Raw genomic sequence first — 22037 nt, 5'->3', positions numbered from 1 at the left:
CTGCGCTAAGCCGATGATAATTACGTCGAAATAATCGGCGATTTCGAGGCAGAGTAAGAATAGGTCGAGGAGACCGGGCAGTGAAATCCGTACCCTTCAGGTGGGCGCGTCCCATCGCATTATTGGCGGCTATGGCCGTGGTATCTTCGTGTGGTCTTCCGCAGGTTGGTCCGAACAAACGTCAAATCTATGCAGGATCGGTCCAAAAGCAAGGTGACGCTTTCGTCGTTGCCGTTAATGACCGTGTGACCCGTGCGACGGCTGTCGCACCGGCGCTTGGATTTAATTCGGGGTTTATTCACGCAGGCCAGCTTGGGTCGGACACGATTAATCCGGGTGATACGCTGGGGCTGACAATCTGGGAAAACGTCGACGACGGCTTGCTAGCGGCACAGGGCGCAAACGCCACCGTGCTGGAAGAAGTGCAGGTTGACGGCTCTGGCTTTATCTTCGTGCCCTACGCGGGTCGGGTCAAGGCCGCTGGCAACTCTCCCGAAGCGATCCGCCGTATCATCACCAACAAACTGTCAGAGCAGACTCCCGACCCGCAGGTACAGGTGCGCCGTCTGGCCGGTGATGGGGCGACGGTGTCGCTTGTGGGATCTGTCGGCGCGCAGGGCGTTTATGCCATTGAACGCCCGACCCGCACCCTCGCCACCATGCTGGCACGTGCCGGCGGCGTGACGATCACGCCGCAAATCGCGCAGGTGACGGTACTGCGGGGCAACCAAAAGGGCAAAATCTGGCTGGAAGACCTGTACAACCACCCCGAGCTCGACATTGCACTGCGCGGCGGTGACCGCATCCTGATCGAGGAAGACACGCGGTCCTTTGTGGCGCTTGGTGCCACAGGTGCGCAACAAAAAGTCCCTTTTGAAACTAAGAACCTGTCGGCTCTCGAAGGCATCGCCCAGGTCGGCGGCCTGAACGCAGGCACCGCAGACCCAACAGGTGTTTTCGTCTTCCGCAACGAACCTGAACCTGTCGTGGCACAGGTCTTGGGACGCAACGATCTGCAAGGCGCACAGCGCATGATTTATGTGCTAGACTTGACCAAGCCCAACGGCATGTTCATGGCACGTGACTTCGTGATCCGCGACGGCGATACGCTCTACGTAACCGAAGCGCCCTTCACACAATGGAGCAAAGTCATCTCCTCGATCACGGGGTCGGCCAGCTCGGTCAACAGCCTCTCGTCGCTCGCGTCGAGCAACTGATCTGCAAAGATGGCTTTAGGGCCTGAAATATATGATACTCCCGCCGCCGGCCCCGCAAAGGACCGGCGGCTTTTTGTGTTTAACGGCGGGTTCATCAGCAACCGCAGGGTACGGCGCATTCTGCAGCTGTCGGGCTATAGCCTGCATCTGGGAATGCCGCGCGCAGGTGACGCCATCGCTGTCTGGGGCAACGCGGGCACAGCCCACCGTGGGCTGGCCGTGGCCGAAAAGCGTGATCTGCCTGTGGTGCGCGTCGAAGACGCATTGCTCCGGTCGCTGTTTCCCGGCCGGGCGGGCGAGCCGCCACTGGGGTTACTGGTAGACCATAAAGGGTTGCACTTTGACCCCAAACAGCCCTCTGACCTCGAAGAGATCCTGACCGCGCATCCGCTCGATGATACAGCTCTGCTCGACCGCGCCCGCGGTGCCATCCACCGGATAGCCGAAGCGCATCTGACCAAATACAGCGGCTTTGATCCAACCCACCCCGCCCCCGATCCGGGATATGTGCTGGTGATCGACCAAACTCTTGGGGACGCCTCTGTCGCGGCGTCGGGGGCGGACCGGTCGCGGTTTCTCGAAATGCTTGTCTTTGCACAGCAGGAAAACCCCGGCGCGCGGATCATCATCAAGACCCACCCCGAAACCGCGGCGGGCTTTCGCTCTGGCCACTTTGGCCCCGAAGACGCCAATGACCGCATCACCCTGCTGACCGCCCCGATCAGCCCTTGGACGCTGTTCGAAGGGGCCGTGCGCGTTTATACCGTCTCTTCTCAAATGGGGTTCGAGGCGATTTTCGCAGGCCATAAACCACGGGTGTTCGGGCAACCCTTCTATGCAGGCTGGGGCCTGACCGAGGACGAATTCCCCGTACAGCGCCGCCAACGGGTGCTGACCCGTGCGCAGCTGTTTGCAGGGACGATGATCCTGTATCCCAAGTGGTATGACCCTCACTGCGATTGCCTGTGTGACATTGAAACCGCGATAGAGGCGATGGCCGCTCAGACCCGCGCTTGGCGCGAAGACCATCGCGGCTGGGTCGCCTCGGATATGAGGTTGTGGAAACGCCAGCCGCTCCAGCGTTTTTTTGGCCGCTGGTCACCTGTCACCTATCGAAACAATCCCGACGCGGCGCGTGCGGCGGGCAAGCCGTGGATGGTCTGGGCCTCCAAGGAGACAAAGGATCACGCTGGTGCGGTCCGCGTAGAGGACGGGTTCTTGCGGTCACGGGGCTTGGGGGCGGATCTGGTGCCACCGCTGTCGCTGGTCTGTGACGATTTGGGTATCTACTATGATCCCCGCAAACCCAGCCGGCTGGAAAACCACATCGTCGCCCGCGCTAAATTGCGCTCTGACCAGTCCCGCCGCGCCACGCGGCTGATCGCTGCGCTACGCGATGCGGGGCTCAGCAAGTATAACCTTGGCGGCGATATCATGCCCGCCGACCTGCCTGCCGGACGGCGTATTTTGGTGCCCGGGCAAGTCGAGAACGATGCCTCTATCCTGACCGGCACGGGGGATGTGTCGACGAATTTGGCGCTGCTCACCTGCGCACGTGCCGCACATCCCGACGCGGTGATCCTGTATAAGCCGCACCCCGACGTAGAGGCCGGTCTGCGTCCCGGTGCCATCGATGCCGAAGGGCTGGCCGACCGCGTATTGACCCACGCTGATCCCGTTGCGCTGTTGGCGCATGTGGACGAGGTCTGGACCATGACGTCCCTTCTAGGGTTCGAGGCCCTGTTGCGCGGCATCAAGGTGGTGACCCTCGGGGCTCCTTTCTATGCCGGCTGGGGCCTGACCGAGGACCGTGGCGCGATCCCCACCCGACGGGGGGCCGGTGTCACCCTCGAAGGGGTGGTGCATGCAGCGCTCATTGATTATCCGCGCTATTTCGATCCGCGTACCGGCACAGCATGCCCTGTCGAGGTCGTGGTAGAGCGGCTGGCAGCGGGCGACGTGCCACGGCGCGGGGTGACGAACCGTCTGCTGGCCAAGCTGCAAGGGGTGTTCGCCACACAGGCGCATCTGTGGCGGCGCGGGTAGCGCTACGGGGGCCAGCCCCCGTACCCCCGGGAGTTTGAACCATTTGGAAGCGGTCTAGGCCGGCGCGTCGGCGCGGGCCCAGATGTGGAGGAGGTCGGGGCCGATGCGCGCCGTTTCCGTCAGGGTGAACCGCGGGGCTTGTGCAAGGTGTCGCAGCTGTAGCGCCGCGATGGCTGGCAGCCCGTCAGCCCCGAGCGTGAGCCCTGCTGTGAACCCGATCAACTGATCCACCAAACCAGCCTGCAACAGCGTTGCGGCGAGCCCACCGCCGCCTTCGCAAAAGATGCGTGTCAGACCGTGCTGACCGAGTTGCTGGAGCATATCATCGGCATCGATCTGGCCCATCCTGCTAGCACAGGCGATCAACGTGGCGCCTAGGCTTTTCCAGGCCTCGATCAGCTCTGTCGGCGCTTTGGAGCCGTGGCAAAGGATCAAAGGGATGTCGCCTGCCGTTTTTGCCAATGCGCCGCCAAGGGGTATGTCCAGGCCATTGGACACAACGATCCGTGTTGGCTGTCGGGTGACGCCAAGGTCGCGCACGGTCAGGCTGGGATCATCCTGTCGCGCCGTGCCGCCGCCCACCATGACCGCGTCATGCCGGCTGCGCATCGCATGTACCGCTCGGCGTGCGGGCGGGGCTGTAATCCACTGGCTTTCACCTGTCGCGGTGGCGATACGACCATCAAAGCTGCTGGCGAGTTTAAGCGACACCATCGGACGGCCTGCATTGATACGCAGGAAAAAGCCCATGTGATCGGCGCGGGCTTCATGCGCGAGCACGCCCACGTCAACCGAGATGCCCGCCGCTTGCAAGATCGCAATGCCCTTGCCGCTGACGCGCGGGTCGCTGTCTGTGCAGGCGATCACAACGCGCGCGACATCAGCTGCCACAAGCGCATCGGCGCAGGGCGGGGTCTTGCCGGTATGGGCGCAGGGTTCGAGCGTGACATAGACCGTCGCGCCCTTGGCCGCCGGCCCCGCTTGCCGCAGGGCTTCGGGTTCGGCGTGGGGTCTGCCGCCCGGCTGGGTCCATCCCCGTCCGACGATGCGGCCTTGTTGCACAATGACGCAGCCCACGGCGGGGTTGGGCCAGACAGCCCCCTGCCCGCGCCGGCCCAGCGACAAGGCCAGCGCCATAAAGCGCGCGTCGTCAGACATACTTATTCGTCCGCAGGGGTATCGGGCCGCAGTTCCTGCACGAACTTATCGAAATCATCTGCCGCCTGAAAGTTCTTGTAGACGCTGGCAAACCGCACATAGGCGACAGTATCGATGCGGGCCAAGGCCTCCATCACGATCTCGCCGATCTGTTTCGACCCGACATCTGTTTCACCCATGCTTTCAAGACGGCGCACAATGCCGCTGATCATCTGATCGATACGTTCGGGATCAATCGGGCGTTTCTGCATGGAAATGCGGATAGAACGTTCCAGCTTGTCGCGGTCGAAATCCTCGCGTTTGCCAGAGGTTTTAACGACCACCAGATCGCGCAGTTGCACCCGTTCATAGGTTGTAAACCGGCCCCCGCAGGCGGGACAGAAACGGCGGCGGCGGATTGAAACGTGATCCTCGGCCGGGCGGCTGTCTTTTACTTGGGTGTCGATATTTCCGCAAAACGGGCAGCGCATGGCCGGTCCCCTTTATCTTAAACCTGTTCAATAGGGGTCCAAACGACCCCACTCCCCAAAACTATAGGACCAACGCGAGGTTTTGGGTAGGGGCGAAATGGCCGTCTATATGTTGTATTGAGCGAAACTGGCGTGAACTTCGCCTGTGCCCAGGCGTTAGGCCTGGAACAGGATAAATTTGAAGGGAAAACGACATGACCAAAACGCTATTTATCACAGGGGCCTCCAGCGGGATCGGCGCGGCCACCGCACAGGCTGCAGCCAAGGCAGGATGGAACGTAGGGCTTTTTGCCCGCAGTGAGGATAAGCTGAAAAACCTCGCACGTGACATCGGGGATCAGGCGCTGGTGCTGACCGGAGACGCGACCAGCTATGACGATCAGGAACAGGCCATGAGCCGCCTTGCGCAGAAGTTCGGTCAGATTGACGCGGTGTTCGCAAATGCGGGACGCGGCACCTCACCCGGCGGGACCGAAAAGGGCGACCCCGATGATTGGAAGGCGATGGTCGATCTGAACGTGATGGGTGCGCTTTATACCGCCCATGCTGCGATGCCCTACCTGCGCAAAACGACAGGGCAATATGTCGTAACCGGATCAGCCGCGGGACGCCGCCACATCAAGGGGTCAATTTATGGCGCGACTAAATTCTTCATCCATGGTTTTGCTGGCAACCTTGCCGACGAAATGGCCGAATGGGGCGGGCGCTGCATGGTCGTTTCTCCGGGAATGGTCGACACGCCGTTCTTTGACGAGGCCAAGCCTGATAAGCTGAAACCCGAGGATGTTGCATCTGCCGTACTGCACGCGCTGCAGGCACCGCCCCATGCAGCGGTCCGCGAAATCCATCTGATGCCGGTGGGCTAAGCTCAGGCGAAATGTACCGCGATGCGCCTGCTATGAGGCGCGTCGCGGTGTTCGAACAGGTAGATGCCCTGCCATGTTCCAAGCACCATGCGCCCTGCGACCACAGGGATGCTAAGCGTGACGGGCATCACTGCCGCCTTGATATGCGCGGGCATGTCATCTGGTCCTTCCAGCGTATGCCGGAGATAGGACATCGAGGGATCATTGGCAGGCGGCACCAGCTGTGCAAAATATGCCAATAGGTCGCGTTGCACGTCGGGATCGGCATTTTCCTGGATCAGCAGTGAGGCAGAGGTATGTCGCACGAACAACGTCAGCAGCCCGTCGGACCGCTGACCCGAAAGCGCCTGAATCACATCGCTGGTTATTTCGTACAGCCCCTGCCCGCGTGTGTGGACTGTAAGTTCGCTGTTCATCCTGCCTGCCTTCCGCTTGGGCTATCGCCTTGGCGTCAGGCTAGCCTTACCTGCCGGGCGATTGCAAACCACCACACAGCGTAATGCCGTGGCTGATGGTCATCGCCGATCCGGCCTTGGTCAGCGATCCGCCCAGTATCACCACCGGCGACGGTGTCAGCCCTGTCGGATCGAGCGTGAAGGTCACGCCACCATCGCCGCCAAAACCACGCGCGCGCGGTTCGCTGACATAAAGCGTCTGACGATCCGCGGCTCCCATCTGGTCCCCAGCGTAACCCGCGGCCGCACACCAGTGCCCCCGCGCACCAAAGCCCGTGCTACCGCTGATACGCACACCATTTTCCGTCGGCGTGTAGGTCAGCCGTTCATTTGGCACATAGCCCTGCGCAAGAGCAGGCCCCGCGACCAAAGAGGCCATCAAAAGCGCTGTTTTAAAGGTTTTCACAATGTCATTCCTGTTCATCAAAAGTCTTTCAGCTCAAGGATGTAGTCCTTGCAGAACTGGATTGCGTGGCCAACCGGCAGGGTCTGCCCCGCGTTGCGGACCGAGACTGAATAAGATTTGAATGCGGCCTCGGATAACTCGGCGTCATTCAGTGTAAAGACGGCACCGACGCGACCAGCGCCGCTGGCCGAGGGACCTCGCGGCGACTTGAGGTAGATCTGGTCTGCTGTCCGTGCACTCAGCTGGTCTTCGGCATATTCGGCAGCCGCACACCACAGACCGCGCGCGCCCTCTCCGTGATCCTCGATCACCTCAAAGGCCGTGCCCGACAGCGAAATAACCTGCAACCGGTTCACCGCCGTAGAGGGCTGCGCGACGGCGGCCATTGGTATCGTGGACAAAATGGCGACGAGGGCGAGACGTTTCATGGCGGTTCCTGTTTGGCGGCTAGGACACAGATAGGGTGCGCGGCGTGGATTTAAATTCACAGCTTTGAGAGTATGGCCTAACCGCATGAAAAAAGGCGGATGCCGAAACACCCGCCTTCTATATTGTTTGCGATTGAACAGCTTACTGATCGAGGAACGACCGTAGCTTGCGCGACCGGCTTGGGTGCTTGAGCTTGCGCAGCGCCTTCGCCTCGATCTGCCGGATACGTTCACGCGTCACGCTGAACTGCTGACCGACCTCTTCAAGCGTATGGTCGGTGTTCATGCCGATGCCGAAACGCATCCGCAAAACACGTTCTTCGCGCGGGGTCAGCGATGCCAGCACCCGTGTCGTGGTTTCCTTGAGGTTTTCCTGAATGGCGCTGTCCAATGGCAGCACGGCATTCTTATCTTCGATGAAGTCGCCAAGCTGGCTGTCTTCCTCATCGCCGATTGGCGTTTCAAGGGAGATAGGCTCCTTGGCGATTTTCATCACCTTGCGGACCTTCTCCAATGGCATCTGCAGCTTCTCTGCCAGCTCTTCCGGCGTCGGCTCGCGGCCGATTTCGTGCAGCATCTGACGACCGGTCCGGACCAGTTTGTTGATCGTTTCGATCATATGCACTGGGATACGGATGGTGCGGGCCTGATCCGCAATGGATCGCGTGATGGCTTGCCGGATCCACCATGTCGCATAGGTACTGAATTTATAGCCGCGACGGTACTCAAACTTGTCCACGGCCTTCATCAAACCGATGTTCCCTTCCTGAATAAGATCAAGGAACTGCAAGCCGCGGTTAGTGTATTTTTTAGCGATCGAAATAACGAGGCGCAGGTTTGCCTCGACCATTTCTTTCTTGGCCTGACGGGCCTCTTTTTCACCCTTCTGAACCTGCTGCACAATGCGGCGGAATTCAGAGATATCAAGACCGACATATTGACCAACCTGCGCCATATCCGTGCGCAGCTCGTCAACCTTTTCAGATGAGCGTTCAATGAACATCTGCCAACCGCGACCGGACTTTTCGGCCATCCGCTCCATCCAGTTGGGGTCCAGTTCGTAGCCACGATAGCTGTCGACGAACTCCTTGCGGTTGATGCGCGCTTGGTCAGCAAGCTTCACCATCGCGCTGTCGATCTGCATGATACGGCGGTTGATGCCGTACAGCTGGTCAATCAGGGCTTCGATACGGTTGTTGTGCAAGTGCAGCTCGTTGACCAGCAGCACGATCTCGGACCGGACGCGCTGGTATTCTTCCTCATCGGCCTTCGAAAAGGTGCCATCCTCGTTCAGGGTCGCCGAAATACGGCTGTCCTGAATCTGGCTCAGCTTGACGTAATCGTCGGCGATGATGTCCAACGCCTCAAGCACCTGTGGCTTGAGCGCGGCTTCCATCGCGGCCAGCGACATGTTTGCCTGTTCGTCTTCATCCTCGTCGTCGTCATCATTCGAGATCGGATTGCCATCTGCATCGACTTCGCTGGTGCTTTCCGCAGGCTTTGTTTCGGTGCCGCCGACAGGCACGACCGGAGTCGTTTCTTCTTCGTCGCCCATCTGGGTGCCGAATGTCGCCTCAAGGTCGATCACGTCGCGCAAAAGAATGTCTTCGGACAAAAGTTCGTCGCGCCAGATCGTGATCGCCTGGAAGGTCAGCGGGCTTTCACACAGCCCCGCGATCATTGTATTGCGGCCTGCCTCGATCCGCTTGGCGATGGCGATCTCGCCCTCACGGCTGAGCAGTTCGACGGACCCCATCTCCCGCAGGTACATGCGTACGGGGTCGTCCGTGCGGTCCAGCTTTTCGGACGTGCCAGCGGACAGCGCCACATCACGCGTGCTTTCCGTGGTGGCAACTTCGGTGCCACCCTTGGCGTCTTCTTCTTCGGCTTCTTCGTCTTCGATCACGTTGATGCCCATTTCGGACAACATCGACATCACGTCCTCGATCTGCTCCGAGCTTACTTGATCGGGCGGCAGAACAGTGTTCAGCTGATCGTAGGTGATATAGCCTTTTTCACGGGCTTCGCCGATCATCTTTTTGACGGCGGCTTGGCTCATATCAAGCGAATGGCCGGCATCCTGGTCGTCAGACTTCGCGTCTTCGTTCGTGTCTTTGGCGGCCATGAAATTTCCTCCAGCGAATGGGTGCGAATCACGTGACGTGATTCGGTTGTTCGAATCATGCGGGGTTCTGGGTGATTCTTAAACCCGTTACCCTGTACTTTGTTAGTCATCCCGGCGAAAAAGCCACGCCGGGTTCATTTTTTCTCTTTCGTGCCACCCTTCAGGATCGACCCCAGCAAAGCATCAAATGCGCTGCGTTCGTCCCGGCTGATGTGGGCACCGTTTTCAGCGATGTCGTATTCAGCGGTATCTTCCTGCCCGCTACGTTGCGCACGATCGGCATTGCGCGCCGCTTCGCCCAACCGCCATGTCAGACCCTCGTCGGCCATGCCGGTCATATCCTCGACCGCATCGGCGATCTCTTCATCCAGTCCACGCACAGCTTCCAGCTTCCCCAGCTCCTCGGCGACGGTCATACGCGTCTTCTCAAGGTTGCCGGGGCTTCGGATGCAGGGCGTGATGGCTACGTGGCGCTGCGCCAGCATATTTTCAAGTGCGTACTCGCCAAGGGCGTCGTAAATCTTTTCGCGCAACACCGCAGGGTCCTGATGCACATGGCGCAGCATCAAGTCCCGAATACGCCCGTGGTCGTAGTCCTGACAGCGCATTGTGGCCAAGCCGTTTTCAAATTCTTCAACCAGTTGCGGGCAGTTTAGCAAAGCCATCAAAATCACCGCTTCGCGCAGATGCTCTGTCGCGCCTAGACCGGCTGCAGTCACCAGAATAGAGGATTTCGCACTTGGCGACGGACCTTGCGGTGGGGGTGCCCACTTGCCCCCACCGGACGCACGCGCCACAGGGCTAAAGTCTTTCTTGGCCTTTTGCGGGCGGAACAGCTGCCAGCGTAAATCCTTGATCTCTTGGCCATAGTGGCTGCGAATCGAAGGATCTTTGATCATCATGATTTTTTCGCGCAACGCCTTGTCCAGGCCGGCCTTGCGTTCAGGGCTGTCGAAAACGCGGCCATCTGTCTCGCGCTGCCACAACAGCCGCACCATCGGCATGGCGTTATCCAGCAGCTTTTGCAAGGCGGGTGCGCCATGGGCCCGCAGCAGATCGTCGGGATCCTTTCCATCGGGCATCACGGCAAAGCGCAAGGATTGGCCCGCCTCCAATAACGGCAGCGCCAGATCGATCAACCGCATGGCCGCCCGCTGGCCGGCCGTGTCACCATCCAGCGTGATGATCGGCTCGGGCGAGATGCGCCACAACATCTGTAGCTGACTCTCGGTGGTCGCCGTTCCCATGGGGGCAACGGCCGCACCAAATCCGGCCTGCACCAGCGCAATCACGTCCATATACCCTTCGGCGACGACCAACGGCTTGCCCTGCCCTGCAGCTGTCCGGGCATCGCGCACGTTGTATAGGCTGCGGCCCTTATCAAAAAGCTCTGTCTCCGGGGAGTTCAGATATTTGGCGTTGTCATTGGGGTCCATCGCCCGCCCGCCAAAGGCAATCGCCCGCCCCCGCGCATCGCGGATGGGATACATGATCCGGCCCCGAAACGTATCATAGGGCCGCCCACCTTTGGACGAAGGCTTGGCCAGCCCTGCCCCCATTATCAGCGCGTCCTCGACATTCTTGGCCTTTAGATGATCCCAAAGTCCCTGCCACTGATCCGGCGCAAATCCGATTTCCCACTGCTCCAGCGCCTGCGGCGTCAGACCGCGGCCTGCCAGATAATCGCGCGCAGCACTGGCCGCCCCCGTGCGCAGCTGCAGCCGAAAATACTGCACGGCCAGTTCCATTACCTCGGCCAACTGGGTTCGCTTGTCGGCTTTTTCCTGCGCGCGCGGGTCCTGTTTGGGCATGGGCATTCCTGCCTCACGCGCCAAAATCTCGACCGCCTCCATAAAGCTTACATTCTCGGTCTCGCGCACAAAAGAGATCGCATCCCCTTTGGCATGGCATCCGAAGCAATAGTAGAATCCCTTGCGGTCATCGACGTGGAAGCTGGCTGATTTTTCCTGATGAAACGGGCACGGAGCCCACATGTCGCCCTTGCCCTGATTGGACTTGCGCGCATCCCACAACACTTTGCGCCCTACCACCTGTGACAGGCTGGCACGGCTGCGCAGTTCATCCAAAAATCCAGGGGGCAGGCTCATACGGTTTTATATTGGGTCGCGAGGGTCAAAGTCCAGAACCCAAAGCCTCCAATGCCGGCTTCATTTTGCCAAATAAACGCCGGGGGGATCGCCCGTCAGGGCGATGGGGGCTGGCCCCCTTGTCACCGCCCCAACAGATGCGTCAGCACTATAGATCGCGCTCCGGCCCCGTCACTGGCCTAGACACATCTCGTTCCAAGCAGCAGACAGGTCATTTTTTTTCACGTCACGCATTTTCATCTCATACACCCAAGGCGCAACCAGCGGCACAACGGCGTCGTAGCGATCCGGCCACTGCGGGTTCTGGGACGCAATGTGGTCCGGTACCTCACGCTCTTTCACGCGGTCGATGCGCGCCTGGCGCACAGCCTGGACGACATCCGCCTGATACTGACAATCGGTCTCCGCGCTCGTTGCGGCAAAGGCTGGTGCACTGGAAGCGGCCAGCGCCGCGGCGATCATAAGTTTACCAAATTTCATCGTCACATCTCCTAATGTTTTTGGCGATACCACCGCAGTTCCCTTGCGCACAACCAACAGAAATGGCGCTCACGAGGGGGTGGCGGGCTGCCTATTGCGTAAAAACCTAGCCAGAGCCGGGTGGAATACAAGTATCCGAGCGGTTTTCCGCAGCGCGCCTCCGAACAGTCTGGCGCGTCTTTGCCGAAGGCCACCCTCACAGCGGCCCTCGGGGAACTTTTCGTGGCGAGCACCTGGCCGCGCGTGGCTTACAGCCCCTTGGCGCGGTAACTGGCAGCGACTTTGCCGATGCTGACCAGATAGGCGGCGGTGCGCAGGTCGTCGACATCATCGCGGCTGTGCCAGACTTCCGCCATCGACCGGTAGGCGTCGCTCATCGTATCGTAAAGACCGGAGCGGACCAGCTCAAGCTCCCCTGCACCTCGCAGATACTTGTCTTTGAAGTTCGGGCTCAATTGCCAGCCGACACCGCTATCGGCGCTCAGACGTTCCAGCTCGTCCACCAGCAGCTGGTGCCGGCTTTCCTCGTTGCGCCGCTGCATCCGGCCAAAGCGGATGTGGCTCAGGTTCTTGACCCATTCGAAATAGGATACCGTCACACCGCCAGCGTTGGCGTACATGTCAGGGATGATCACCACGCCTTTTGCACGCAGGATATCATCGGCACCGGCGGTTACAGGGCCGTTGGCGGCTTCGACGATCAGCGGGGCCTTGATGCTATGCGCGTTGGTCAGATTGATCACCCCTTCCATCGCCGCAGGGATCAGGATGTCACATTCCGCTTCCAGCAGCTTGGCACCATCTTCCTCAAGGGGCGCATCGGGATAGCCCTTGATCGTGCCGTGCATGGAAATCCAGCGGTGCACCTCTTCCACATCAAGACCACGGTCATCGAACAACGCGCCATCACGTTCAATGATCGCGGTGATCTTGCAGCCATCCTCTTCGCTCAGGAACTTGGCGGCATGATAGCCTACGTTGCCCAAGCCCTGCACGACGACGCGCTTGCCGTCCAGCTCACCGCCCAGGCCCGCTTTTGCCATGCCCTGAGGATCACGGAAGAACGCATGCAGCGCATATTGTACGCCGCGGCCCGTCGCTTCAGTGCGGCCGTGGATGCCGCCTGCGTTGATCGGCTTGCCCGTCACACAGGCTACCCCGTTGATATCCGTGGTGTTCATACGTTTGTACTGGTCCGCGATCCAAGCCATCTCGCGCTCGCCGGTGCCCATGTCGGGGGCGGGTACGTTTTGCGCCGGGTTGATCATGTCGCGTTTGATCAGCTCATAGGCAAAACGACGGGTAATCAGTTCCAGCTCGTGTTCATCATAGTCGCGCGGATCAATGCACAACCCACCTTTGGAGCCCCCAAACGGCGCTTCGACCAGCGCGCATTTATAGGTCATCAACGCCGCCAGCGCTTCCACTTCGTTCTGGTTCACGCCGGGGCTGTAGCGGATGCCGCCCTTGACCGGCTCCATATGCTCGGAGTGAACAGAGCGGTAGCCGGTGAAGGTCTGGATACCCCCGCGCAACCGCACCCCGAAACGTACCGTATAGGTCGCGTTACACACGCGAATCTTTTCCTCAAGACCCGGCGAAAGGTCCATCAGGGCAACCGCCCGGTTAAACATGATGTCGACACTATCGCGAAAGCTCGGTTCGGTTCCGGGGTTCATTCTACGCTCCTAATTTGGCTCTGCGACCCTTAACCGGGCCAGTTCATCGCCTCGCCTATTGAACATAGCACCTGCGCCAAGCAAAGCTGCAAATCACCAATTTCCAAAGTTTTTGCACATTTTTTAATCAGTTTGAAAACTTTTATTCGTGGTGTCTTAGCCTCATTGACCGCGGATCAATCCAGCTAAGGCGCTCAACCATGGCATTCAGCTGGCCTGTCGTGCCGGTATGTGCCTTCAAAACGGCTTCAGTATACACTTTTTTAAACGTATTTCGCCCTATTTCAGCCACCTTCAGCCCGCATATCTGTCGTCAACGCCGATCCGCCCATACGCCTCTTGTCGCAGGGATCGCACCAAAAAGGACGTGGACATGTCGGTCAAAAATACCGTGAATACTTGGGTCGCCCTCCCGCTGCGCAATCGCCTTTCGCGGTTTGCACGTGAGGACGATGGGCTGGTCACAATCCTCGCGCTGTTCATGATCATGATGATGGTCGCGGTAGGCGGCATCCAGCTTGACTTCATGCGCCACGAGATGGAACGTTCGCGCCTGCAGGCCGTCTCTGACCGTGCCGTTCTAGCCGCCGCCGATCTGGACCAGATGCGCGACCCCAAAGCCGTGGTTGCAGACTATTTTGCAAAATCCGGTATGACCGATTTTCTTTCAAATGTCGTGGTTGACGACGGGTTGAACTATCGCACCGTGACCATTGACGCGTCCAAGGAGATGGACACGCAGTTCATCGGTCGCTTCGGCTTCCCGACACTCAATGTGCCCGCGCACAGTCAGGCCGAAGAACGCGTTGCGAAGGTCGAAGTCTCTCTCGTGCTCGATATCTCGGGGTCGATGGCTCTTAACAACCGCCTGAGCGAGCTGAAAAACGCCGCCGGGATTTTCTTGGACACGGTGCTGAAAACAGAGAACGAAGACCTGATCTCTGTTTCGATGATCCCCTACTCCGAACAGGTCAACGCAGGTCCTATGATCCTGGATCGCATGCGTGTGAACAAGAAACACGATTACTCTCACTGCCTGGAATTCGCCGACGATGAATTCAACTCGGCCGCGCTGAATACCAGCACGACGCACGACCAGATGCAGCATTTCCAGTGGAACTATGACGGTCGCAACAACTACCGCGACGACACGATCTGTCCACGCTACAGCTATGAACGCATCGCCCCTTTCTCGCAAAACAGCCTTACACTAAAGAGCCAGATCAACCAACTTGTACCACGCGCGGGTACGTCGATTTTCCTCGGGATGAAATGGGCGGCGACGATGCTGGATCCATCGTTCCGTGACATCAACAACGCGCTGGTGAACGCTGGCCATGTGGACGGCCAATTTTACAACCGACCTGCCAGCTATGATGACCCAGAGACCCTCAAGACAGTCATCTTGATGACTGACGGGGCGAATGACAATTCGTACCGTATTCGCAGCAACTATTACGACAGCGAAAGCGAATATGTTCACTGGAATAAATACAATCTCTGGTGGTACCTCCGTAATGAGGTAGACTATCGTTATTGGAGCTACTTCTATTATCACAAGTACAACAAATCGCTGGGCAACACCCTGCTGTCGAACATCTGTGATGCAGCCAAAGCCAAGCGGATTGTGATCTGGACCATCGGCTTTGAGGTACATGACGACGATGTCCCCGCGATGCAAAACTGCGCGTCCTCGCCCAGTCACTTCTTCCGAGTGGAAGGGGTCGAGCTTTCCGAGGCCTTTCGCGCCATTGCCCGCCAGATCAACCAGCTGAGGCTGACCCAATGATCGCCCGCATTTCACAAGCGCTGTGCCGGTTCCGCCGGGGCGAGGAAGGCGCGGTTGTTCTGATCGAATTTGTCATTCTCTTTCCGTTGATCTTTGGCATGTTCCTCGCCTCGGTCGAGGTCAGCCTATATTCGCTGCGCCAGTTCCACCTGAACCGTGGGCTCGAGACTGCGGTGCGGTATATCCGGTTAAACACCCGCGCGACGGTCACCCACGACTTGATCAAGACGATGATCTGCGACAGTGTCGGCTATATCGGCGACTGCAAAGATACGTTGCGCCTTGAAATGGTCCTGGTCGATCCGCGCAACTTTGCCGCTATGAATGCAGCTCCCGACTGCGTCGATAAATCGATGCCCGTCGAGCCCGAGCGTGGTTTTAGCCTTGGGGCGCAGCACCAGCTGATGCTGCTGCGGGCCTGCGTTAAATTCGACCCGATGCTGCCGGGCAGCGCCATGGGCTTCAAGTTCGAGACCGACGGCGCGGGTCAAGGCAGCATGTACGCCGTATCCTCCTTTGTTCAGGAGCCAAGCTAATGGTTACCTCTTATTTCAAACGCCGTGTATTCGCGCGTTTTCTGCGCGACCAAGACGGTAGCGCCTCGATCGAGGCCGTTATCATCATGCCCATGGTATTTTGGGTCTATCTGGCGATGTTCACTTTTTTCCAGACCTATCAGGAGTACTACACCAACCAAAAAGCGGCCTATACCATCGGCGACATGATCTCGCGCGAGACATTGCCAATGGACACCGCATATATGGACGGTGTTCGGGATCTGCTGGATTATATGACGCGCTCTTCCGGGCCGGCGACGGTGCGGATCACCTCGGCAAAATATGACCAAGCGAACAAGCGTTTCTTGCTGCACTGGTCACGCGCCCGAGGCAATCTGACGGACGCGACCCAGGCAGATGTGACCAGCTGGACAAACCGCATCCCCGAGCTCGAAGATGGGGAATATATCACCATCACCGAAACCTGGACATCGTTTTCACCACCCTTCAACATCGGACTACCGGTGCAAGAGGTAAAGAACTTCGTCTTTACCCGCCCACGTTATGCCCCTTGGGTTCTCTATTCAGACGGGGCGTAAATTCCGGCAGCACAGCAAAGAATAAGGCCCGCGGCGATCTGCCTGCGGGCCTTTTTCTATCTTAAGAACGCTCTGCCATCATGGCGGAAATGATCTCGGACATGAACTTGGTCTGATTGCCGGGTGTCATGCCGCCAATGCCGACGCGACGACCGATGCGCCACCACAGACCAGGACGCCAGACCCGATCACCGCCAGTGCCTGCTTTGGTCCGCAGCAAAAAGCCGTTGGACGGCTTGAAGGCAAACACACCGCGATCCAGCCCGATAATATCCTCGACCCGCGCAATCACTGTGCCGTCGGTGTCGCGCAATTCGGTCGGGGTCAGCTCGATTGCGCCAGCGGTGGCACGGCGCATTTTGTCGGCCATCCAAAGGGCCAGCCCCCCCATTGCCAGCAAAAACACCTGCCACCCGAAACCGGGCGACGACGTGAACGCGACGTAGATCAGGAACAGCCCCAGTATCCCAAGCGCCGTCAACCCAATGGCCCGCCGCCCAGAGGAGGCCCGCGTAGTGGCAAGAACTTCGTTTGGGTTGGTGAATTCAGAGAGCATGGGCCGCGACTTTCGTTAGGGTCGCCTTGCCTACCGCGCCGGGCGCGCATTTGGCAAGCCCGCGCCACGCAATCCCGCACGGCAAGCCCTGACTACCGGGGCCGGTTGCCAGCTTATTGACCGGCCTTCGGAGGCTTTGCGCCGTCGTGTTTGCCTTTTTTGCCGCGCTTGAGCATTTCCTCGACACGATCGGCATAGGCTGCACGCTCGGTCGCTGACATCTCGGCCAGCTCGGCTAACCACGCGTTTTGAACGGTTTGCTGCACGGTCAGCGTGGCGTCGCGTTGCAGGTCCAGCACGCGGCGTGCTTCTGCGGGGTCAAAGGGCTCTGCGCGGATGGCGGACAGTGCGTCTTGGTACAATGCGCGGCGTGCGGCACGGCTAACGGATTTATCCTCGCGTCCCTTTCGCGCATCGGCAAAGACGGCGCGGCGGCGTTCTTCGGGCAGCGCCATGACGTAGGGCGTGCCATAGTCGCGCATGTGCCGCATCGCGCCACCATGCGGCCCGTCAAAGCGATAGGCCGCCCCCGCAACCAGCCCCAGCACCAGCAGGTTCACCCCCAGCGACAGCCCCAAGGCCCACCGCAGTGTCTTCGTGCTTTTGAATGCAAAGCCTGCCATCTTCTATCCCTCGTCCAAGTCCCAGCCAAACGCCGTCAGATCTGACGTATAGGTGTCCAGCGATGTCGCATCGGCTACGATGTAATCGTCGCCGCCGGTGATGATCTGCGTCGCAACATCCGGCAGGCCGCTTGGCGGGGCGACCCCGATCCAGAACCCGACAGCCGTTGCCGTGATCAGCCCGCCCAAGGCAGGTGCACCGCCGATGGCGCGCCAGAAGCCACGCCAGCCCCCTATCGCAGGGGCGGGCTGTGCCGCCAGTGCATCGGCGATCAGCCGGTCCATCATGCCGGCAGGCATCTGCGGCGGGGTCGCCCGCGCCTGTTCGAAATGCGCCTCTAGCGTATCTGTTTCACGTTTTGTCATCATCGTATCCCAAGGCGTCACGTCTTGCGCCCAAAAGTTTCGCCAAAGCCCTTTTGCCCCGAGCGGTCAGGCTTTCAACCGCTTCGACCCCGACATCCAGAATGGTCGCGATCTCGGGGTTCGCCAACCCGTCTATGTGGCGCAGCACCACCGCCTGCCGCTGCCGCTCGGGCAAGGTGTCCAGCGCCGCTTGCAAGGCATCCTCGCGCGCCGTGCGCTGCAGCCGGGCCTCCGCGCTTTCCGCCGGATCGGCGGGTTCCGCGATGTCCTCGAGCGGGACACCACGGCCGCGTTTGCGCAGCCGGTCGGTGCACAGGTTGGCGGTTACACGGTACAGCCAAGTTGTTACCTTCGCTTCTCCATCGCGCCAGTCCGGTGCGATCTTCCACAGGCGCATCAGCGCGTCTTGCGTCACGTCTTCAGCCTCGGCCGCGTTGCCCAGAATGCGGAAGGCGTGACCAAAGATGCGCGGTGTCAGCTGAACCGTCAACAGCCGTGCCGCCGCCGCATCCCCCTGCACATAGCGGTGCAGCAAGGCGCGTTCGGGGTCATCCGCCGTATCGGCATCAGAGGTATCCTGCATATTCATCAAGCCGGACGTAGCCTTTGCGGGCGCGCCGTTCAAGCGCGCCCGCATGCTTGCCTTATTCCGTTGCAGCCGCGTCGCTGTCATCGGACTTGTCGTGCTTCAAGTGTTTACCGGGCTTGCCGTGCCCGTCTTTACCGTCATGACCGCCGCGCTTGCCGTGATGTTTGCCTCCCATACGGGCTTTGGCAAATTCCTCGGCGCTCAGCGATCCGTTCTTGTCGGTGTCCAGCTTTTCGATCATCTGCTCGGGGCTGTGACGTCCGCCCATTTCTTCCATCGACAGCTTGCCGTCTTTGTCGGCGTCCATGCGCTTCATCATCTTGTCGTGACGCTTGGCCATCCGGTCGCCTTTACCTTCGCCCATGGCTTCAAGCTCGGTCGCGGACAGCGACCCGTTGCCGTCGGTGTCCAGCTTCTCCAGCATGCGCTGGCTGCGCTCGGCGTGGCGTGCCTTGGCTGCGGCGGCCAGTTCATCCTGTGTCAGGAAGCCGTCGCCATCCGCGTCAGCAGCAGCGAAACGTGCCGCAGCCTGGGCTTTCATTTCTTCGGCAGTGACTTCACCGTTCATGTCGGTGTCCAACTGGACAAAGTGGCTTTGCTTGCCGCCCTCTGCCTTATCCGCATTCTGCGCGACCAGTGTCGTGCCGCCCAATGCGATCAAGCCGCTCAAGAGTGCGATCTGAAGATTTGCTCGTTTTGTCATCTGTTTCTTCCTTTGGTGATCTATCTAACGCCCACCGTTTTCAGCGTGGCGATACCGGTTCAAACGACAGCCGCCCGACATTCCGTCGCAAAAAATGTGAAAAAGTTTTGGGCACCCCTGCACGGGCTTTGCGACATGGCGACGCAACTGCCCCAAGATCCCTTTATTTCGGGGCGTTTTGGCCGCATGTAGGATGCGAACAAGGAAGCCAAGATGACTGACCAGACCATAGATATGCCTCACGTAGACACCGATGAACGCAGCATGAAGAAATCTCTGCTGCGCGGCTGGCGGCGTAAATGCCCCAACTGCGGGGCCGGTCCGATGCTGAAAAGCTATCTGAAGGTCAATGATACCTGCACCGTCTGCGGCCAAGAGCTGTTCCACCACCGCGCCGATGATGGTCCGGCCTATCTGACGATCCTCGTTGTCGGGCACCTACTGGCCCCGGGGCTGCACATCGCCTTTGTGGTCTGGCGCCCCGAGCCGCTGACGCTGTTTACAATCTTTTCGGTTGGCTGCGTCGGATTGTCCCTCTACCTTCTGCCTAGAATGAAAGGGGCCATGATTGGCTTCCAATGGGCAAAGCGCATGGGCGGGTTCGGCAGCACCAGCTGACCGGGACCCCAAAAGCCCCGCTAGAAAAACAGGACATGGGGCAAGGCGATGACAATCGATAAAAGCAAAATCCGCAACGCAGCCACGGTGATTGTGATCCGCGACCGGCACACCGCCCCGCGGATCCTGATGGGGCAACGCGGTGCGACGGCGGCCTTCATGCCCAATAAATTCGTCTTTCCGGGCGGTGCTGTCGATCTGGGCGATGCGCAGGTGACGCTGGCCAGCATGGTGGATGAAACCTGCCAGAACCGTCTGGCCGAAGACGCCGATGGCAGCCTTGCACATGCCTTGGTGGTGGCCGCGATCCGCGAGCTTTGGGAAGAGACCGGCCTGATCCTTGGCCAAAAAGGCGCATGGGAGGGCACGCCCCCTGCCGATTGGCTGACCTTTGCACAGCGCGGCTACCTGCCCCACGCGGCCCCGCTGCAATTTGTTTTCCGCGCGCTGACGCCTCCCGGCCGTCCGCGCCGCTTTGACGCGCGTTTCTTTCTGGTCGATGCCGACGATATCGCTACCGATCTGGACAATTTCGACGACGCCTGTGACGAGCTTTCGCATCTGCAATGGGTCGCCCTGTCGGACGCCCGAAAATTCGATATGCCCTTCATCACAGAGGTCGTTCTGGCCGAAGTAGAGGCCCGCGCGCGGCAACTCGAGCCGCCCGCGTCCGTGCCGTATTTCAAGAACAACGACGAAGAGAGCCTGTTCTTGCGACTGCGCGGCCGCCCGTTGCCAAGCTAAGCAGCGCCCCCTGCGCTTCCCCTAGGCCACCACAACCAGCATCAGGATCGACGCGATCAGCACAGCCATGCCCGCAGCTTCGCGGGTGCTGATCTTTTCGCGGAAGAACAGCGTAGTGGCCGCAACACTCAAGATAAGCTCCACTTGCCCCAAGGCTTTGACATAGGCCGCGTTCTGCAACGTGAAGGCGATGAACCAACACAGCGATCCGCCCATAGACGTGAGGCCGATCCAGACCGCGACACGGCGCGCGCGCCAGACATCGCGGATTTGACCCGGTTCGCGCAGGCGCAGGTAAACGGCCATGATGACCGATTGCATCACAACCACCGCCGCAAGGGTCACCCCCGCGCGCAGCACAGGCTGCTCTGTCATCACCGCCAGCGACGCCCCGCGGTAGGACACAGCGGAAACGGCGAACAACGCGCCGGATGCAACCCCCAGCCCCGCCGCGCGGTTGCGCAAGTCGCGCAGGTGAAAGCCTTTTGCCTCGGCACCGCCGGACAGCAGCAGCAACCCCACCACGCCTAGGGCAATCGCGGCAAAGCCGGTGGCGCTGACGCCCTCGCCCAGAATGACCCATCCGACCAGCACGGTCAGGATAACTTCGGTTTTCTTGAACGTGATCCCGACGGCAAAGTTACGCTGTTTGAACAACAGCACGACACAAACGGTCGCCAATATCTGCGCCATCCCCCCCATCAGCCCGTGCACCCAGAACCCCGGACCTAGGGCCGGCAAAGGCGTCGCGCTGAGCATCAGATAGGCCGCAAGGCCCAGCACGATAAATGGCGCGGAATACAGGAACCTTGAGAACGTCGCCCCCGCCGCCGACAATGTCGCGGTGGCCAGATATTTCTGCAGCATGAAACGCCCGGTCTGGAACACCGCAGCGGCGAGCGTCACGAGGACCCACAGGTCAGGCATCGTATCACCCATGCCCATATTCCAGCCCTCGTGTGATGCGCGGGCCAAAGGACACCGCCACCCACGCCTGTTCCTGCCAGCCTATCGGGGTCATCGCGGCATCCCAAGCTGACCCGTGTCATAGCCGTTAAAGTCCAGTATCTCGCGGGCTGCCGCGATCCGGTCTGCGCCGCCCGTGGCGCTGCGGTCGAGAATCCAGCCGAAGTCTCCAGCCGGATTTCCGACCACCGCCGTGCGGAACCCTTCGTCGACCCAAAGTACCCAAAGCGCACGCGTGGTACCGTCAGCAAGGGACAGCGCATACCGCCCCTGCCCCTGTTGCTGCGCCAGCCAAAGGGTACCGCCGTCAGGGCACCCTGTCTGCGCGCACAATTGGAACGCCGGCCCTTTGGTTGTCTCGACCAAGGCGACCTGCGCCACGCCGTCGCCAAAGCTATCGCGCACCACCCAAGCCCCCTTGAAGCGGGCCGCATCATAGCGGCTGGTGGCCCCGATCAGCGCCTTGGTGTCGCGCAGACCTTTCGCCGTTTCGGGCGCAGGAGCAGAGCACCCGGCAAGCAGGGCCAACGCCCAAAGCGCCCGCTTCAT

At 60.0% G+C, this 22037-nt stretch carries 24 protein-coding genes; 8 read left to right on the top strand and 16 right to left on the bottom strand.

Annotated features, from left to right (window positions below):
• Positions 1-80 precede the first annotated feature (80 nt).
• Together BLQ98_RS05940 and BLQ98_RS05935 are read left to right on the top strand one after the other, a co-directional pair.
• A complete protein-coding gene (locus BLQ98_RS05940; RefSeq protein WP_472911603.1) occupies positions 81-1217 on the top strand; it encodes a polysaccharide biosynthesis/export family protein in 1137 nt (378 codons plus the stop codon).
• A gap of 9 nt (positions 1218-1226) precedes the next feature.
• Positions 1227-3263, top strand: coding sequence for a capsule polysaccharide biogenesis protein (locus BLQ98_RS05935; protein WP_093732422.1), 2037 nt, complete (start codon positions 1227-1229; stop codon positions 3261-3263).
• A gap of 54 nt (positions 3264-3317) precedes the next feature.
• Here BLQ98_RS05935 and ribD read toward each other — a convergent pair whose 3' ends face one another.
• Positions 3318-4421 carry a bifunctional diaminohydroxyphosphoribosylaminopyrimidine deaminase/5-amino-6-(5-phosphoribosylamino)uracil reductase RibD gene (ribD, locus tag BLQ98_RS05930; RefSeq protein ID WP_093732421.1) on the bottom strand — a complete coding sequence of 368 codons (1104 nt, stop codon included), beginning with the start codon at positions 4419-4421 and terminating at the stop codon, positions 3318-3320.
• A gap of 2 nt (positions 4422-4423) precedes the next feature.
• Complete coding sequence (gene nrdR / locus BLQ98_RS05925) at positions 4424-4891, bottom strand: transcriptional regulator NrdR (protein ID WP_005849229.1); 468 nt, start codon at positions 4889-4891, stop codon at positions 4424-4426.
• 194 nt (positions 4892-5085) lie between these two features.
• Between nrdR and BLQ98_RS05920 the strand changes: the two genes are divergently transcribed.
• Positions 5086-5757: an SDR family oxidoreductase gene (locus tag BLQ98_RS05920; protein ID WP_093732420.1), complete on the top strand. Its 672-nt coding sequence runs from the start codon at positions 5086-5088 to the stop codon at positions 5755-5757.
• Between the two features lie 2 nt (positions 5758-5759).
• Here BLQ98_RS05920 and BLQ98_RS05915 read toward each other — a convergent pair whose 3' ends face one another.
• From BLQ98_RS05915 to BLQ98_RS05885, 7 genes are all read right to left on the bottom strand, one after another.
• Positions 5760-6173 carry a secondary thiamine-phosphate synthase enzyme YjbQ gene (locus BLQ98_RS05915; protein WP_093732419.1) on the bottom strand — a complete coding sequence of 138 codons (414 nt, stop codon included), beginning with the start codon at positions 6171-6173 and terminating at the stop codon, positions 5760-5762.
• Positions 6174-6219: 46 nt separating this feature from the next.
• Positions 6220-6618, bottom strand: coding sequence for a hypothetical protein (locus BLQ98_RS05910; protein WP_093732528.1), 399 nt, complete (start codon positions 6616-6618; stop codon positions 6220-6222).
• Between the two features lie 17 nt (positions 6619-6635).
• Positions 6636-7046 carry a hypothetical protein gene (locus tag BLQ98_RS05905; protein WP_093732418.1) on the bottom strand — a complete coding sequence of 137 codons (411 nt, stop codon included), beginning with the start codon at positions 7044-7046 and terminating at the stop codon, positions 6636-6638.
• Between the two features lie 142 nt (positions 7047-7188).
• Complete coding sequence (gene rpoD, locus BLQ98_RS05900) at positions 7189-9171, bottom strand: RNA polymerase sigma factor RpoD (RefSeq protein WP_093732417.1); 1983 nt, start codon at positions 9169-9171, stop codon at positions 7189-7191.
• A gap of 134 nt (positions 9172-9305) precedes the next feature.
• A complete protein-coding gene (gene dnaG / locus BLQ98_RS05895) occupies positions 9306-11279 on the bottom strand; it encodes a DNA primase (protein WP_093732416.1) in 1974 nt (657 codons plus the stop codon).
• Positions 11280-11450: 171 nt separating this feature from the next.
• Positions 11451-11759: a hypothetical protein gene (locus BLQ98_RS05890; RefSeq protein WP_093732415.1), complete on the bottom strand. Its 309-nt coding sequence runs from the start codon at positions 11757-11759 to the stop codon at positions 11451-11453.
• Positions 11760-12007: 248 nt separating this feature from the next.
• Positions 12008-13438, bottom strand: coding sequence for a Glu/Leu/Phe/Val family dehydrogenase (locus BLQ98_RS05885; protein ID WP_093732414.1), 1431 nt, complete (start codon positions 13436-13438; stop codon positions 12008-12010).
• A 373-nt stretch (positions 13439-13811) separates the two neighbouring features.
• On the opposite strand from BLQ98_RS05885, the gene BLQ98_RS05880 reads away from it, so the two are divergent.
• From BLQ98_RS05880 to BLQ98_RS05870, 3 genes are read left to right on the top strand one after another with little or no spacing between them, the layout of a single operon-like run.
• The gene (locus BLQ98_RS05880; protein WP_093732413.1) at positions 13812-15227 is read left to right on the top strand and encodes a TadE/TadG family type IV pilus assembly protein; all 1416 of its coding nucleotides are present in this window, start codon (positions 13812-13814) and stop codon (positions 15225-15227) included.
• Complete coding sequence (locus BLQ98_RS05875; protein WP_093732412.1) at positions 15224-15763, top strand: TadE/TadG family type IV pilus assembly protein; 540 nt, start codon at positions 15224-15226, stop codon at positions 15761-15763. The genes BLQ98_RS05880 and BLQ98_RS05875 overlap by 4 nt, the downstream gene beginning before the upstream one ends.
• Positions 15763-16323 carry a TadE/TadG family type IV pilus assembly protein gene (locus tag BLQ98_RS05870; protein ID WP_093732411.1) on the top strand — a complete coding sequence of 187 codons (561 nt, stop codon included), beginning with the start codon at positions 15763-15765 and terminating at the stop codon, positions 16321-16323. Before BLQ98_RS05875 ends, BLQ98_RS05870 begins: the two co-directional genes overlap by 1 nt.
• 61 nt (positions 16324-16384) lie before the next feature.
• On the opposite strand, the gene BLQ98_RS05865 is transcribed toward BLQ98_RS05870, so the two are convergent.
• The 5 genes from BLQ98_RS05865 to BLQ98_RS05845 all read right to left on the bottom strand — a co-directional run bounded on the left by BLQ98_RS05865 (position 16385) and on the right by BLQ98_RS05845 (position 19160).
• The gene (locus BLQ98_RS05865; protein ID WP_093732410.1) at positions 16385-16879 is read right to left on the bottom strand and encodes a hypothetical protein; all 495 of its coding nucleotides are present in this window, start codon (positions 16877-16879) and stop codon (positions 16385-16387) included.
• A 113-nt stretch (positions 16880-16992) separates the two neighbouring features.
• Positions 16993-17502 (bottom strand): periplasmic heavy metal sensor, encoded by a 510-nt coding sequence (locus BLQ98_RS05860; RefSeq protein WP_093732409.1) that lies wholly within the window; start codon positions 17500-17502, stop codon positions 16993-16995.
• A 3-nt stretch (positions 17503-17505) separates the two neighbouring features.
• Positions 17506-17868: a hypothetical protein gene (locus tag BLQ98_RS05855; RefSeq protein ID WP_235183798.1), complete on the bottom strand. Its 363-nt coding sequence runs from the start codon at positions 17866-17868 to the stop codon at positions 17506-17508.
• Entirely contained in the window at positions 17855-18541 is a 687-nt protein-coding gene (locus tag BLQ98_RS05850) for an RNA polymerase sigma factor (RefSeq protein WP_093732408.1), read from the bottom strand. The genes BLQ98_RS05855 and BLQ98_RS05850 overlap by 14 nt, the downstream gene beginning before the upstream one ends.
• The gene (locus tag BLQ98_RS05845; protein ID WP_093732407.1) at positions 18513-19160 is read right to left on the bottom strand and encodes an EF-hand domain-containing protein; all 648 of its coding nucleotides are present in this window, start codon (positions 19158-19160) and stop codon (positions 18513-18515) included. Before BLQ98_RS05845 ends, BLQ98_RS05850 begins: the two co-directional genes overlap by 29 nt.
• 213 nt (positions 19161-19373) lie before the next feature.
• On the opposite strand from BLQ98_RS05845, the gene BLQ98_RS05835 reads away from it, so the two are divergent.
• Positions 19374-19778, top strand: a complete 405-nt coding sequence (locus tag BLQ98_RS05835) for a DUF983 domain-containing protein (RefSeq protein ID WP_093732405.1) — start codon at positions 19374-19376, stop codon at positions 19776-19778.
• A gap of 48 nt (positions 19779-19826) precedes the next feature.
• Positions 19827-20522 (top strand): NUDIX hydrolase, encoded by a 696-nt coding sequence (locus BLQ98_RS05830; RefSeq protein WP_093732404.1) that lies wholly within the window; start codon positions 19827-19829, stop codon positions 20520-20522.
• 21 nt (positions 20523-20543) lie between these two features.
• On the opposite strand, the gene BLQ98_RS05825 is transcribed toward BLQ98_RS05830, so the two are convergent.
• Together BLQ98_RS05825 and BLQ98_RS05820 are read right to left on the bottom strand one after the other, a co-directional pair.
• Entirely contained in the window at positions 20544-21461 is a 918-nt protein-coding gene (locus BLQ98_RS05825; RefSeq protein ID WP_093732527.1) for a DMT family transporter, read from the bottom strand.
• A gap of 78 nt (positions 21462-21539) precedes the next feature.
• Entirely contained in the window at positions 21540-22037 is a 498-nt protein-coding gene (locus BLQ98_RS05820) for a lipocalin family protein (protein ID WP_093732403.1), read from the bottom strand.

The sequence above is a fragment of the Sulfitobacter litoralis genome (genome assembly GCF_900103185.1).
Lineage (GTDB): Bacteria > Pseudomonadota > Alphaproteobacteria > Rhodobacterales > Rhodobacteraceae > Sulfitobacter > Sulfitobacter litoralis.
Note: the sequence above shows the minus strand (reverse complement) of the source record. Positions and strands in the feature narration are given on the sequence as shown.

What these genes read in the sequence shown, in the direction of transcription:
- BLQ98_RS05935 (WP_093732422.1), top strand. Translation starts at nt 1,227, where the DNA reads ATGGCTTTAGGGCCTGAAATATATGATACTCCCGCCGCCGGCCCCGCA.
- BLQ98_RS05865 (WP_093732410.1), bottom strand. Translation starts at nt 16,879, where the DNA reads ATGCTCTCTGAATTCACCAACCCAAACGAAGTTCTTGCCACTACGCGG.
- dnaG (WP_093732416.1), bottom strand. Translation starts at nt 11,279, where the DNA reads ATGAGCCTGCCCCCTGGATTTTTGGATGAACTGCGCAGCCGTGCCAGC.
- BLQ98_RS05905 (WP_093732418.1), bottom strand. Translation starts at nt 7,046, where the DNA reads ATGAAACGTCTCGCCCTCGTCGCCATTTTGTCCACGATACCAATGGCC.
- BLQ98_RS05860 (WP_093732409.1), bottom strand. Translation starts at nt 17,502, where the DNA reads ATGGCAGGCTTTGCATTCAAAAGCACGAAGACACTGCGGTGGGCCTTG.
- rpoD (WP_093732417.1), bottom strand. Translation starts at nt 9,171, where the DNA reads ATGGCCGCCAAAGACACGAACGAAGACGCGAAGTCTGACGACCAGGAT.
- BLQ98_RS05880 (WP_093732413.1), top strand. Translation starts at nt 13,812, where the DNA reads ATGTCGGTCAAAAATACCGTGAATACTTGGGTCGCCCTCCCGCTGCGC.
- nrdR (WP_005849229.1), bottom strand. Translation starts at nt 4,891, where the DNA reads ATGCGCTGCCCGTTTTGCGGAAATATCGACACCCAAGTAAAAGACAGC.
- BLQ98_RS05870 (WP_093732411.1), top strand. Translation starts at nt 15,763, where the DNA reads ATGGTTACCTCTTATTTCAAACGCCGTGTATTCGCGCGTTTTCTGCGC.
- BLQ98_RS05825 (WP_093732527.1), bottom strand. Translation starts at nt 21,461, where the DNA reads ATGGGTGATACGATGCCTGACCTGTGGGTCCTCGTGACGCTCGCCGCT.
- BLQ98_RS05850 (WP_093732408.1), bottom strand. Translation starts at nt 18,541, where the DNA reads ATGACAGCGACGCGGCTGCAACGGAATAAGGCAAGCATGCGGGCGCGC.
- BLQ98_RS05820 (WP_093732403.1), bottom strand. Translation starts at nt 22,037, where the DNA reads ATGAAGCGGGCGCTTTGGGCGTTGGCCCTGCTTGCCGGGTGCTCTGCT.
- BLQ98_RS05885 (WP_093732414.1), bottom strand. Translation starts at nt 13,438, where the DNA reads ATGAACCCCGGAACCGAACCGAGCTTTCGCGATAGTGTCGACATCATG.
- ribD (WP_093732421.1), bottom strand. Translation starts at nt 4,421, where the DNA reads ATGTCTGACGACGCGCGCTTTATGGCGCTGGCCTTGTCGCTGGGCCGG.
- BLQ98_RS05855 (WP_235183798.1), bottom strand. Translation starts at nt 17,868, where the DNA reads ATGACAAAACGTGAAACAGATACGCTAGAGGCGCATTTCGAACAGGCG.
- BLQ98_RS05830 (WP_093732404.1), top strand. Translation starts at nt 19,827, where the DNA reads ATGACAATCGATAAAAGCAAAATCCGCAACGCAGCCACGGTGATTGTG.
- BLQ98_RS05845 (WP_093732407.1), bottom strand. Translation starts at nt 19,160, where the DNA reads ATGACAAAACGAGCAAATCTTCAGATCGCACTCTTGAGCGGCTTGATC.
- BLQ98_RS05875 (WP_093732412.1), top strand. Translation starts at nt 15,224, where the DNA reads ATGATCGCCCGCATTTCACAAGCGCTGTGCCGGTTCCGCCGGGGCGAG.
- BLQ98_RS05915 (WP_093732419.1), bottom strand. Translation starts at nt 6,173, where the DNA reads ATGAACAGCGAACTTACAGTCCACACACGCGGGCAGGGGCTGTACGAA.
- BLQ98_RS05835 (WP_093732405.1), top strand. Translation starts at nt 19,374, where the DNA reads ATGACTGACCAGACCATAGATATGCCTCACGTAGACACCGATGAACGC.
- BLQ98_RS05890 (WP_093732415.1), bottom strand. Translation starts at nt 11,759, where the DNA reads ATGAAATTTGGTAAACTTATGATCGCCGCGGCGCTGGCCGCTTCCAGT.
- BLQ98_RS05920 (WP_093732420.1), top strand. Translation starts at nt 5,086, where the DNA reads ATGACCAAAACGCTATTTATCACAGGGGCCTCCAGCGGGATCGGCGCG.